General features: G+C 39.8%; 12 protein-coding genes. 9 read left to right on the top strand and 3 right to left on the bottom strand.

Going from position 1 to position 13,063, the window contains the following annotated elements; translation table 11 throughout:
* Positions 1-86 precede the first annotated feature (86 nt).
* From AC570I_RS05330 to AC570I_RS05315, 4 genes are all read left to right on the top strand, one after another.
* Complete coding sequence (locus AC570I_RS05330) at positions 87-1,532, top strand: M28 family peptidase (protein ID WP_497404674.1); 1,446 nt, start codon at positions 87-89, stop codon at positions 1,530-1,532.
* Between the two features lie 81 nt (positions 1,533-1,613).
* The gene (locus AC570I_RS05325; protein WP_047800278.1) at positions 1,614-1,901 is read left to right on the top strand and encodes a hypothetical protein; all 288 of its coding nucleotides are present in this window, start codon (positions 1,614-1,616) and stop codon (positions 1,899-1,901) included.
* Positions 1,902-2,042: 141 nt separating this feature from the next.
* Positions 2,043-3,359, top strand: coding sequence for an adenosylhomocysteinase (ahcY, locus tag AC570I_RS05320; RefSeq protein WP_497404673.1), 1,317 nt, complete (start codon positions 2,043-2,045; stop codon positions 3,357-3,359).
* Between the two features lie 263 nt (positions 3,360-3,622).
* A complete protein-coding gene (locus AC570I_RS05315) occupies positions 3,623-3,961 on the top strand; it encodes a DUF6370 family protein (protein WP_497404672.1) in 339 nt (112 codons plus the stop codon).
* Between the two features lie 5 nt (positions 3,962-3,966).
* Here AC570I_RS05315 and AC570I_RS05310 read toward each other — a convergent pair whose 3' ends face one another.
* Entirely contained in the window at positions 3,967-4,956 is a 990-nt protein-coding gene (locus tag AC570I_RS05310; protein ID WP_497404671.1) for a polysaccharide deacetylase family protein, read from the bottom strand.
* Between the two features lie 59 nt (positions 4,957-5,015).
* Here AC570I_RS05310 and AC570I_RS05305 point away from each other — a divergent pair, with 59 nt between their 5' ends.
* Positions 5,016-5,138: a hypothetical protein gene (locus AC570I_RS05305; RefSeq protein WP_255352162.1), complete on the top strand. Its 123-nt coding sequence runs from the start codon at positions 5,016-5,018 to the stop codon at positions 5,136-5,138.
* On the opposite strand, the gene AC570I_RS05300 is transcribed toward AC570I_RS05305, so the two are convergent.
* Both AC570I_RS05300 and AC570I_RS05295 read right to left on the bottom strand, forming a co-directional pair.
* Complete coding sequence (locus tag AC570I_RS05300) at positions 5,131-5,511, bottom strand: GtrA family protein (protein WP_047800281.1); 381 nt, start codon at positions 5,509-5,511, stop codon at positions 5,131-5,133. The genes AC570I_RS05305 and AC570I_RS05300 overlap by 8 nt on opposite strands.
* A gap of 1 nt (position 5,512) precedes the next feature.
* Positions 5,513-7,150, bottom strand: a complete 1,638-nt coding sequence (locus AC570I_RS05295; protein ID WP_497404670.1) for an ArnT family glycosyltransferase — start codon at positions 7,148-7,150, stop codon at positions 5,513-5,515.
* Between the two features lie 136 nt (positions 7,151-7,286).
* On the opposite strand from AC570I_RS05295, the gene AC570I_RS05290 reads away from it, so the two are divergent.
* The 4 genes from AC570I_RS05290 to gcvP all read left to right on the top strand — a co-directional run bounded on the left by AC570I_RS05290 (position 7,287) and on the right by gcvP (position 12,759).
* Positions 7,287-8,003 (top strand): pyridoxine 5'-phosphate synthase, encoded by a 717-nt coding sequence (locus tag AC570I_RS05290; RefSeq protein WP_497404669.1) that lies wholly within the window; start codon positions 7,287-7,289, stop codon positions 8,001-8,003.
* Positions 8,004-8,050: 47 nt separating this feature from the next.
* The gene (locus AC570I_RS05285; protein WP_497404668.1) at positions 8,051-8,944 is read left to right on the top strand and encodes an EamA family transporter; all 894 of its coding nucleotides are present in this window, start codon (positions 8,051-8,053) and stop codon (positions 8,942-8,944) included.
* Positions 8,945-9,059: 115 nt separating this feature from the next.
* The gene (locus tag AC570I_RS05280) at positions 9,060-9,623 is read left to right on the top strand and encodes a hypothetical protein (RefSeq protein ID WP_156166762.1); all 564 of its coding nucleotides are present in this window, start codon (positions 9,060-9,062) and stop codon (positions 9,621-9,623) included.
* A gap of 259 nt (positions 9,624-9,882) precedes the next feature.
* Entirely contained in the window at positions 9,883-12,759 is a 2,877-nt protein-coding gene (gene gcvP / locus AC570I_RS05275; protein ID WP_497404667.1) for an aminomethyl-transferring glycine dehydrogenase, read from the top strand.
* Positions 12,760-13,063: the final 304 nt, after the last annotated feature.

Here is a 13,063-nt window from a genome sequence, read left to right as displayed (position 1 = left end):
GCTCCATTTTCAGGCAAAATATACGTTACAGGCCAATCTGTTGAACTAATTTTTGTATTTTCAACACTTCAACCAACTTAATTTTCATGAAATACCTTTTTTCAGCTGCAATGCTTTGCAGCGCATTGTTTGCTCACGCTCAGGATAATTTTGGCGATACTTTCCGAAAAATCAATACAGAAGTTCAGGAGCATTCTAAGGCTTACCAAACCTTAAAATATGAAACTGAAACCATCGGCCATCGCTTAACGGGTTCGCAAAACGGGGCAAAGGCTGAACAGTATGCTTTCGATTTATTAAAATCTTACGGTTGCGAGGTTAAGTTCCAGCCATTCGAAGTGGAAAGCTGGGCTAGAAAAACCATCAGCGTAGAGATTGGACCTGATAAAAACAGTTTGTCGAAAATTAAAGCAGTAACCCTGGCACATTCGCCTGTAAGTGCTGATGTTACAGGAGATATAGTTGATGCGGGGAACGGACTGGAAACAGACTATCAGGTTAATCCGAATAAGTTCAAAGGAAAAATCGCTTTAATTTATCTTGGCGTATTGCCGGGATCTCCTGCCGGGGCAAAATCATTGCACCGGTCAGAAAAAACAGCAATTGCCACGAAGTACGGTGCAACGGGTGTAATTATTATCAATACCGTGAAAGATGGTGTACTGCTAACCGGCACAGCCTCAGTTACCGGTAAACTGATCCCAATTCCGGCGGTTTGTATCGGTCTTGAAGATGGAATGGCCCTAAAGGAAAAGGTAAAAGGTCAGGTTCAAATTGCACGTATTGCCATGACAAACTTTTCGGGCGTGATCAAAGCGCGAAACGTGGTGGCAACATTCAAAGGCAACGAAATGCCAAAAGAAAAAATCGTTGTTGGCAGTCACTTAGATAGCTGGGATCTGGCTACGGGCGCGATTGATAACGGCATTGGCTCGTTTTCCATTATGGATATGGCGCGTACATTCAAAAAACTCAGTTTGAAAACTAAACGGACTGTAGAATTTGTTTTGTTTATGGGTGAAGAGCAAGGTTTATTGGGATCAAAAGCCTATATCGATCAGGCGAAGAAAGATAAAGATTTGGGACAGGTTAAGTTCATGCTTAATTACGATATGACAAACGATCCGAAAGGCTTCTCAACATCCCGCTCAGAAATGAAAACATTGTTTACTGCCTGGGGAGCTGATATTGTAAAGATAGATACAGGCTTTAAAAATTTATTTAATGCCGGTGCAGGCTTACATAGCGATCATCAGCCATTTATGTTGGAGGGAATACCAACAGGGGGTGGTTTTGGAGGAAAACTACCAAATAATTCAGGCCCGTTCTATCACTCAGATGGCGATAGTTTTAAACTGGTAGACGAACAACAGCTTAAAAATACTGTCCGCTATAGTGCAATGCTTACCTATGCATTGGCAAATACACCTAAAATTCCCGTTAGCGTTCAAAGTGAAGATGAATTAAAAGCTTTTCTGGAATCCCAGAACCTAAAAGAACCTTTGACTATTGCAGGTGAATGGAGATGGTAGCAGGAATGAATTAGCTTGGGATTGTAAATTTTATTTGCGCTTGATTATAATTTTATTAGATTCGGGCAAACAAACTAAATCATGAAGAAAACGCTAATTAATGCTCTTATTGCTTTGACAATCACATCGTCTCTGAGCTCATGTGCTACTGTATTCGGTGGAAAGGTTAATCAGGCACAAAGAACTAAACCACTTCCCGGCGAGCCATCTCGTCCAATCAGACCTGTTGCTTTAATAGCAGATATTCTGTTATTCTGGCCGGGTGCTATTGTTGATTTCGCTACAGGCGCAATTTACAAACCAGGCGGTAACGGAGTATCCAAGCCAGCAACAACAACTGAAACACCAAAGGCAGCAAACCAGGGTTAATATTAAGGCTTTCCAATCAGGGAAGCCTTAATTATATCTAACCTTTCTATTTTACATTCCGTAAACCACCTTGCTCTTTTAATTATTTGGGTTTAACGTGTGGATAGAGTAACTTTGCATCACATTTAAAAACAAGAAATTATGTCATCAGTAGAGACAACCTATATCCCTTACAAAGTTAAGGACATTTCACTGGCAGAATGGGGCCGTAAAGAAATCGAATTAGCCGAAGCAGAAATGCCAGGTTTAATGAGTTTACGTAAAGAGTTCGGTCCATCGCAACCGCTTAAAGGTGCTCGCATTGCAGGCTGTCTGCACATGACTATCCAAACGGCTGTATTAATCGAAACATTAACTGCGCTAGGTGCTGAAGTTACCTGGTCATCATGCAACATTTTCTCAACACAAGACCACGCTGCTGCTGCTATTGCTGCTGCTGGTATTCAGGTTTATGCATGGAAAGGTTTAAACGAAGAAGAATTCGATTGGTGTATTGAACAAACTTTGCACTTCGGTCCTGAGCAACAGCCCTTAAACATGATTTTAGATGATGGCGGCGATTTAACCAATATGGTTTTTGATAAATATCCTGAGCTGATTGCAGCTATTAAAGGTTTATCGGAAGAAACTACAACTGGTGTTCACCGTTTGTACGAAAGAATGAAGAACGGAACGTTGCATACACCTGCAATTAACGTTAACGATTCGGTAACTAAATCTAAATTTGATAACAAATACGGATGTCGTGAATCGTTGGTAGATGCGATTCGTCGTGCAACTGATGTAATGATGGCCGGTAAAGTAGCTGTTGTTTGCGGTTACGGTGATGTGGGTAAAGGTTCAGCAGAATCTTTAAGTTCACAAGGCGTACGTGTAATCGTTACTGAAATCGATCCAATTTGTGCTTTACAAGCTGCAATGGAGGGTTATGAAGTTAAACGTTTAGACACTGCAATTAAAGAAGCTGATATTGTTGTAACGACTACAGGTAACTGTGACATCGTTCGCGAAAAACACTTCCGTGCATTAAAAGATAAAGCTATTGTTTGTAATATCGGTCACTTCGATAACGAAATCGATATGGCTTGGTTAAACGGTGCTTACGGCGATACTAAAGTCGAAATTAAACCACAGGTTGATAAATATACTATCGATGGTAAAGATGTAATCGTTCTTGCCGAAGGCCGTTTGGTTAACTTAGGTTGTGCTACAGGCCACCCAAGTTTTGTGATGAGTAACTCATTCACTAACCAAACTTTGGCTCAGTTAGAACTCTGGACTAATACTGCTGCTTATGAAAACAAAGTGTATACTTTGCCTAAGCATTTAGATGAAAAAGTTGCCCGTTTGCACTTAGAAAAAATCGGTGTAGAATTAGAAGTGTTAGATCAACACCAGGCCGACTACATTGGCGTTCCTGTTGAAGGTCCTTTCAAAGCAGACGAATATCGTTACTAATCACTTCTCGTCATTGCGAGTAACAGCTTGCCCCGACCATTCGGGGAAGCAATTTCATTGATGATTCGTTTAAAGGGATGTGCAAAACTGCACATCCCTTTTTTGTTTACAAGTCATCCTGAGCTTAATGGTAGTGCTTCGGAAATTCAGCCCTGCTGTTCACTTGACCGCGTTGCACTTCGTGTTCGTTACCGTCAGGTTTATTTAACAAATATTTAGTTTTCCTTGTGCTGACGAAAACATATATTTGAAAAAATATCAAAATGAAAAACTTACTATTTGCACTATTCCTATGCCTGTCCGCAACACAGATTCATGCTCAGGCATCCACTAAAAAGGATCAGCAACCCAAGGTTATCAATAAACAGAAGGTAGAGATTGCATGTGGCGAATGCCAGTTTAAAATGAAAGGGAAAGACTGCGAATTAGCCGTCAGAATTGATGGTAAGTCATACTTTGTTGATGGCAAAGGAATCGACGAATTTGGCGATGCACACGGTAAACATGGTTTCTGTAATGCAGTAAGCAAAGCCGAGGTAACCGGAGAAATCGTTAATAACCGTTTTAAGGCAACAGAAATAAAATTATTAACCAAAGGGTAGTAAAGTTATTCAAATTCCTTTTCCAGGCCCTGTCTCAAATCAAATAGCAACCATTGCCTGTTCTTAACATCAGCTTGTTTGCTTTTCAATAGCTGAATAAAATCCTTTACGCCAATTTCTTCATTTCCATTGCCGTGGATCAATATAATGCTGCCTGCATTTGCCTGTTGACCTTTAGCTAACCAGGCGTCACTTCCAATTGGGATGTAACCATACCCTTCAACTTTTTGGACTAAGGTTTTATCAGAGACCAACCCGGGGAAACGGAAAAAAACGGACGGTACCAAGCCATTTTTTAACATGAGCTTTTCATTTTCCAACACCTCAATATCCAAATGAGTGCCAGGAGCGAGTAAAAAGTTTTCCGATAGCGGAAGGCTGTTTACTTCATGATTATACGTATGGTTTACCCAGGTAATATTTAATTCCTTTTTCTTTACCAAACTTTTAAGCCAGTTCAAATCATCCTCATGCTTCAACATCCATTTCCCTGATACCGAAATAGCCACTGGAACCGGCTGTTCTGATTTCTTAAATTCATCAAAAACTGATTCAAAGATAATTCTGTCGAGCGGCTTGTGTGAAGGGCACAAATCGATAGTAAGCGCTATACCTGTTTCATTCGGAATCGAATGATCTATACCTGCATTCTGTAGTTGAATATCTTTTGCCGCTGCCGCCTCTAAAGATTTTACGTAAGGCGTGTTTTTAAAAATGGCCATAACATTGTTCCACTCCAAACTTCTTAATGAATAGTTGCTGGCAATATCTATTCTGCTCTCGAAAGTATGCGGGTTTATCAATAATAAGTATTCTTGATTATTAATCTCAAAACTCCTTGTTGAAAGAAAGGTAGCCATGTCATTGTTCCCTTTCCTCGCCAGCGCATAATTAATCTTATAACGCGTTATATCATTCATATCCTGAGCAGAGATATGCTTATTGAAAGTAAAGCTTAAAAAAAATATGAGCGCTAAAATTTTAGATAACTTCATTGTTCCTTATTTAAAATCTTTCTAATTTATCTTAAAAATTTTATCTTTACAAGCAAGGCATGAATAAAGAAAAAGTAAAATTATGGTTCAAAAGGGTAGGACTGGCAGGCTTCCTGTTTTTTCTGATTAAAGGAATCATATGGCTTGTAGTGTTTTACTTTATCGGCAAAAACGTTACCTGAAGGTAAACAACATATTTGCCAGAAAATTCCATACAAATACAATTAATATCGCGAAGCATTTGGCGACATAAAAGTTAGTACCATTTTTGCGCTGGTGGAACAGATAAATAATAAAAGTGTTTAAGCCCAGTCCAATCAAACTTACAATTAAAAACTTGCTGAATTCAGTTCCCCAGTGGGTATTAGTACTTTGAAAAGTCCATACACGGTTAATCAGATAATTATTCGTTACCGCAAGTGTGAAGCCAATTGCATTAGCAATATACTTATTAACTTTAACCTTCTCCTTAAATAACCAGGTAGCCCCGAAATCAATTGCCATCCCAAGCAGGCCTGTTAATCCAAATTTTATAATTCGAAGTAATAAATCCATTTTAAAGTATTTTAACCAGAAAGAAATGTTCTAACACTTCTTTTCTCGTTTTTAAATTTAGGAATTTGGGCGTCAATTTAGTGGTGTGAAAATATTCAAAGTCTTTTAATACTGCAGTAGGGTACTTAGATTTTAAGTTTTCCATCTCCCTTTGATCAACAAATAAAATCCTGCCCTTTGCGTTTACTTTTTCCAGTTCCTTATAACTCCACAAATATTGAGGCTCCCCATTAGCGTAAAAGTCAAATGAGTAAGCGTCGCGGTAAAGAAGAACCGTCGATACAGCCTCTGGATAATTTTCTTTCAGCCACTGGCCTGCCTGCATACCAGCCTCATATTTTAAAAGCGCAGGATAAAAGAAAGAGGAGAAAAAGATCATTAATCCAGCCGACGTAAACACGCTTCGGCCAATCAGTGTTTCGGTTTTTGACCCTTTAAAAAGAATAAACGACGCAATCATGAAAACGACTATCATTGCGATGGCAGCGTAATAATTGTCAAATTTAAAAAACAGGGTCAGAATAGTGAGTATCCCCACGATTAAAACTGCTATTGTGCTTTGAATGCCGGTGAAGATATTCAGCGATTTTCCTTTAAGTTTTTGCAGGTAACAAGCAGTGATAATTGCAAACTGCGGTAAAATAATCAATATATAGTGAGGCAACTGAAATTTAGATAATGAAAATAACAAGAAAGTAATTGCCGCACTTGCCCAGACTAATATACTCTCCGCAGGTAAAGCACTCCTGCTTTTCTTTTTAAAAAGTGTAACAACTGCCGTATAAAACAAAACTGACCAGGGTAAAAAAGCCCACAAGGTGGTATGCAAAAAGAATGAGATATCGCCTTTTCCTTTAATTGGGCCATTATTGAAAAACCGTCCAAACTGGCTATCCCAAAAGAAAAATTTAATGCCCGAAACCCCCGTAGTTCCGAAAACGATTTTTTCGGGATGTAGGTCAAACTGAATGTATAGCGTATAAAGTTCTGGAATAATGAACACCAGAATCAATATAATGGCTATCCACCACTTCAGTTTTAGCAATTCTTTCCATTGTTTGGTAAGTAGCCAATAGATGATAAATCCACCAAACACCGGAATTAATACAAAAATTCCCTTTATCATAATGGCACATGCAGCAGAAAGAGAACCTGCAACAATATGCCAGAAAGTAGATTGATGTGCTTTATAGTAATGATATATTGCACCTAAAGTGAACGTAGTGATATATACTTCCGCCCGTACATCGAATGTTGATATCAGGATGTGCAGTGCACTTAGAAAAATTAAAGCACTGATCAATCCGGTTTTTTCGTCGTAAATATCTTTTGCCAGTTTGTAGAGATAGCCTGCTCCGATCAATCCGAATAAAAAAGATGGAAGCTTGTAGGCAAACGCATTAATGCCAAATATCTTGAAAGATGCCGCCGCTAACCAAAATGTTAAATGGGGTTTGTCTAACCAGTCTGCACCCCTAACATAAATATTAATCCAGTCGTTTCTCAACACCATATTCTTAGCAATGGAAGCATATAGCGCCGAATCGGGCTCCATAACGCCGCCCAACAATGCCAGTGAACTTACAATTGCGATGGCGGCAATTAAAATTTTATATAGTGTAGTATCTTTGATATTCATTTATAGCATTCATTCTATCTTTCTCTTCCTCTCTTCTCCATGCCCCCAAACCTCCTGTTACGGCAAATATGAGCAAAAAAAAGTCAAATTTTTTTAAGGCTTTAGATTAAAAGGAGCAAAGCCTTATCTTTGTTTCATGACAAAGTTATCGGTAAACATTAATAAAATTGCTACACTGCGCAACAGCCGTGGAGGTAATAATCCTGATTTGGTTAAAGTTGCCCTTGATTGTGAGCGCTTCGGTGCACAGGGAATTACCGTACATCCCCGTCCCGATGAACGCCATATCCGATACCAGGATGTTTATGATTTAAAAGCAGTTATTGCTACCGAGTTCAATATCGAAGGCAATTGCCGCGAAGATAAGTTTGTTGACCTGGTTTTGGCTAACAAACCAGCACAGGTTACCTTAGTTCCCGATGCCGAAGGTCAGATAACAAGTAACCACGGATGGGATACCCTAAAACATAAAGACTACCTCAAAGAGATGGTTGCTGTTTTTCAGAAAGAGGGAATACGGGTTTCTATTTTTGTTGATCCGGTTGTGGACATGGTAGAAGGTGCGGTAGAAACAGGAACAGATAGAATAGAATTGTATACCGAAGCTTATGCCCATAACTATTTTTCCGATCGCGAGAAAGCCGTTGTCAGTTATATTGCGGCGGCACATCATGCCAATAAATTAGGCCTGGGCATTAACGCCGGGCACGATCTGGATTTGCACAATTTGCATTATTTCGCACAAAGTATCCCAGGTCTACTGGAGGTTTCCATTGGTCATGCCCTAATCAGTGATGCACTTTATCTGGGTTTGGAAACAACTATCCAAAAGTATTTACAACAACTGGCTTAATAAGCTGAAAGACTTTAAACAATAATACGGTTATCGATAAAAATAGTATGCTGAAAGGAATTCTCCTTGTGTTTTTCGGTGCCTGTAGCTTCGGTATCCTGTCTACTTTTGTTAAACTGGCTTATCATGATGGCTACACGCTCGGTGATGTGACGGGTGCCCAAGCATTTTTTGGAGCAGTAATTTTATGGATCTTATTTTTCTTCCAACGCACAACTTCTGGATATAAAAACAAAAAGCGTTATCGCATCACACCTTACTGGAAAATGATACTGGCAGGAACCTGCACCGGTTTGGTCAGTATTTTTTATTACCAATGTGTAAAGCTGGTACCCAATTCAGTTGCCATCATTTTATTGATGCAGTTTATATGGATGAGTATTTTATTGGATTTTATCATTTATAAAAAGAAACCATCTGCACTTCAGCTTGCTGCGGTTTTTCTGGTTTTAGCCGGAACCGTACTGGCCAGTGGAATGGCAGAATCTAATATAGCTGATTTGAACCTGAAAGGAATTGGTTTTGGCCTGTTGGCTGCGGTTTCCTACGCAGGCTTTCTCATGTTGAGCGGACGGATTGGAAATGAATACCCGCCACTTCAGAAAGCTGCGCTCATGATCACAGGAGCATGCATTTTAATTTTTGTACTTTTTCCTCCGGCTTTTATTTTTAACGGAGCGCTTAGCGGAACCCTGTTAAAGTGGGGGGTGATCATCGCGGTTTTCGGCACCGTTATTCCTCCATTGTTTTACGCCGAAGGTGTACCTAGAATTGGAACTGCATTAAGCTCCATATTAAGTGCTGCCGAATTACCTGTTGCCGTAATGATGGCAGGATTTGTACTGCAGGAACAAGTATCTATCCTCCGATGGCTAGGTGTTTGCGTCATTTTATCTGCGATGGTTCTGCCAAACCTTAAATTTTTAAAACGACCAGCTTAGTTTTTTAACTACTGGTCGCACTATAAGATCGGCAATAAAATATTACTTCGAAACACTTTTCTTACTTTGCGGTTTAAACTAAAATTAAATACCTTTAAAATATAACGCAATGGCCATGAAAAAAATCACCACTTATATCCTATCTCTTCTGATCATTGGCATCGCCGGATGCAAAACTAAAACCACCATCAATCAGGATCAGGCAGGGGAAGTGATTATTGATTACCTGAAAGCAAACCCTGAATATAAAACGACACGTTTCAACTTCGGCGAAATTAAGTTTAACAGTACCAACGATATGTTCGAGCTTGGTAAATACAAAACCCTCGCCAGTAAAGGGCTGGTTGCCTTAAATTTGAAAGAAGCAAAAAAGAAATTTCTTTCTAAAGACAGTAGTTTCGTTTATCAGATTACACTAACAGAAAAAGCCAGTCCCCTGGTATTAAAACAAGATAAAAATAAAGCAACTGTGAAAGTACTCGAATATGCACTGTCGGATGAGAAGCCGGTAAATTTTGAGCAGGTTAACTCCAGTACGGCAAAAGTTACCGTATCATTAAAAATGGTCACTACCGATTTCGAACCTTTCGATAAGGATGCGAATAAAAACAGCAACTTCATTACCAAAACTTATAAGTTAAAATTAAGTAAAGATGAGGGCTGGAAGGTACAGCCCTAGGCGCTCACTTACCGCTTAATTCTGTACATAAAATTTGTTAGAGGTATCAACAGCAAACTTTAATTTTTAAATAATCCCTGCGTTCCGAATAAATACAAATGCCAGCATAATGTACTCGCAACAGGTGTGCTATCTGCCATTAAAAACGACCAATTTTGTCGCTTTTAATATCCGGATAATAGACCTTTTTTGCATTGGTTTATAGCGAAATACCTGTTCGTTTTTCCTACATTTGCACGAAATTTATTATTCATACCGCATGAGCTTAAATATCCATTACAAAGAGGATTTTCAAAATCGTCATATTGCTCCTAATGAGGCTGATACAGCTGAAATGTTGCAAACAGTTGGCGTAAATTCTATTGATGAGCTAATTGAACAAACAGTTCCACCGGCAATCAGATTAAAACAGCCATTAAATCTGCCTGCAGCAAAATCAGAAACTGAATATCTGGGTGCTTTAAAACAAACTTCATTGCTAAATAAAGTTTTCAAAAGCTTTATCGGTCAGGGTTACTATGATACCATCACACCAGGGGTAATTTTACGTAACGTATTCGAAAACCCGGGATGGTATACCCAATATACACCATATCAGGCAGAAATTGCTCAAGGTCGCTTGCAGGCGCTGTTGAATTTCCAGACCATGGTTATCGACTTAACCGGAATGGAAATTGCCAATGCATCACTTTTAGATGAAGGTACAGCTGCTGCCGAGGCAATGTTTATGCAATACAGTACGCGCAAAAACCAGGCTGCTAAAAAATTCTTCGTTTCAGAACTGCTTTTCGCTCAAACCACCGATATTTTAAAAACCCGCGCTAATCCTTATGGTATTGAACTGGTAATTGGTAGTCATTTAGACTTCGTTGCCACCGAAGATTTCTTCGGAGCTATCGTTCAGTATCCTGCTGGTAATGGTGAAGTATTTGACTATAAGAACTTTGCTTCAGAATTACACAATCAAAATATTAAATTAACAGTTGCTGCCGATATTTTAAGCTTGACCCTATTAACGCCTCCGGGTGAATGGGGAGCGGATATCGTTGTAGGTACTACACAACGTTTCGGTATTCCGATGGGCTTTGGTGGCCCACATGCGGCTTTCTTCGCTACTAAAGAAGAATACAAGCGTTCAATCCCGGGTCGTATTATTGGCGTAACCATTGATAGTCATGGTGATTACGCATTGCGTATGGCTTTACAAACCCGTGAGCAACATATCCGCAGGGATAAAGCAACTTCAAATATTTGTACCGCTCAGGCCTTACTGGCCATTATGGCTGGCTTTTATGCAGCTTATCACGGTCCCAAAGGATTGAAAGCCATTGCAGAACGTACACATGGTTTGGCTGTAAGCTTAGCTTCAACCTTAAAAAATCTGGGATACGAGCAGTTAAATTCAGCTTATTTCGATACAATTCGTTTTGATTTAGGTGATTCAAAAGGTGGGATTCACGCATACTGCCTGGATAACGAAGTCAACTTGAACTACGTTGCAAATACCGTAAGCATTTCGGTTGATGAAACTACAACTCTTGAAGATATCACTTTAATAGCTAAAATCTTTGCCAGAGCAAAAGGTATTGCAGGAGATCAGGTGGAAGTGGTAGAAGAGGTTGAAACTGTTATCCCATCGGCACTACAACGCAGTTCTGCGTATTTAACGCACCCGATTTTCAATTCGCATCATTCTGAACATGAAATGTTGCGTTACATCAAATCATTGGAAGCAAAAGATTTATCACTTTGCCATTCAATGATTGCTTTGGGTAGCTGTACTATGAAACTAAATGCAACGGCAGAAATGATTCCGGTTACATGGTCTCACTTCGGTCGCATTCACCCGTTTGCACCTGCTGATCAGGTATTGGGTTACTATTCTGTTTTCAATGAGCTGGATCAATGGCTGAGTGAAATTACTGGTTTTGCAGCCATGAGCTTACAGCCTAACGCCGGTGCTCAGGGTGAATATGCTGGTTTAATGGTTATCCGTGCTTATCACCACGATAGGGGCGACTACCACCGTAATGTAGCGCTAATCCCTGCTTCTGCACATGGTACGAACCCTGCTTCCGCAGCTATGGCCGATATGAAGATTGTAGTGGTTAAATCTCTTGAAAATGGTAACATCGATGTTGAAGATTTAAAAGCAAAAGCAGAATTACATAAGGATAATCTGTCATGTTTGATGGTAACCTATCCATCTACACACGGTGTATTTGAAGAAAGCATCATCGAAATATGCGAAACTATTCACGCCAATGGCGGACAGGTTTACATGGATGGTGCAAATATGAACGCTCAGGTTGGTTTAACAAGTCCGGCTAATATCGGAGCAGACGTTTGCCACTTAAACCTGCACAAAACTTTCTGTATCCCTCACGGTGGTGGTGGTCCGGGTATGGGCCCGATCGGTGTGGCGAAACACCTGGTACCTTATCTTCCTGGTCATGCCGTTGTTGATATCGAAAAAGGTAAATCAATTTCTGCAGTTTCATCTGCACCATGGGGTTCAGCATCAATACTGATCATTTCTCATGCTTACATCGCAATGATGGGTGCTGAAGGATTAACCAATGCAACAAAGTATGCGATCCTGAATGCAAACTATATGAAAGCCCGTTTAGAGCAGCATTATCCTGTACTTTACTCTGGTGCCCAGGGCCGTTGTGCACACGAAATGATTTTAGATTGCCGTTCTTTTAAAGCTTTTGGAATCGAAGTAACTGATATTGCAAAACGTTTAATGGATTATGGCTTCCATGCTCCAACGGTGTCATTCCCGGTTGCTGGTACGCTAATGGTTGAGCCTACTGAATCTGAGCCTAAACATGAGCTTGATCGTTTCTGTGATGCATTAATCGCGATCAAAAAAGAAATTAGCGAAGTGGAAAACGGTACTTTAGATAAAGTGGATAACCCTCTTAAAAATGCGCCTCATACCGTTTCTGTAATCACTGCTAACGAATGGGATCATGCTTACAGCCGTCAAACTGCTGCTTTCCCACTCCCATATGTTCTGGAACGTAAGTTCTGGCCTTCAGTAGGTCGTGTTAACGATAGTCACGGAGATCGCTCATTAATCTGTGCCTGTCCACCGGTTGAAAGTTATTTAGAGGAAATCGTTCCTTAGATATATCTTAATGTCATTGCGGGGCGGCTTTTTCAGCCGACGAAGCAATCTGATAAAATAAGTCATCTGCAAGTTTTGTGAATTTTATTTCATAAAGCTTGCAGATTTTTTTTGGCATAAACTTCCGTAACGATCAACCCGGTTTAAGAATGCGCAGCGTCTTCGTGCAATCTACGCAAACGTTTTCGTATCATTCTCATTACTGCGATGAGATGGAAAAGCTTTTAGTAATTTTATCTAAGTGAGATAAGTTTTTAAATCAGCGCATTTAAAGGTCTTTCTTACACTTTTACTATTCTGAACA

Source organism: Pedobacter sp. A2324, assembly GCF_059693705.1.
Note: the sequence above shows the minus strand (reverse complement) of the source record. Positions and strands in the feature narration are given on the sequence as shown.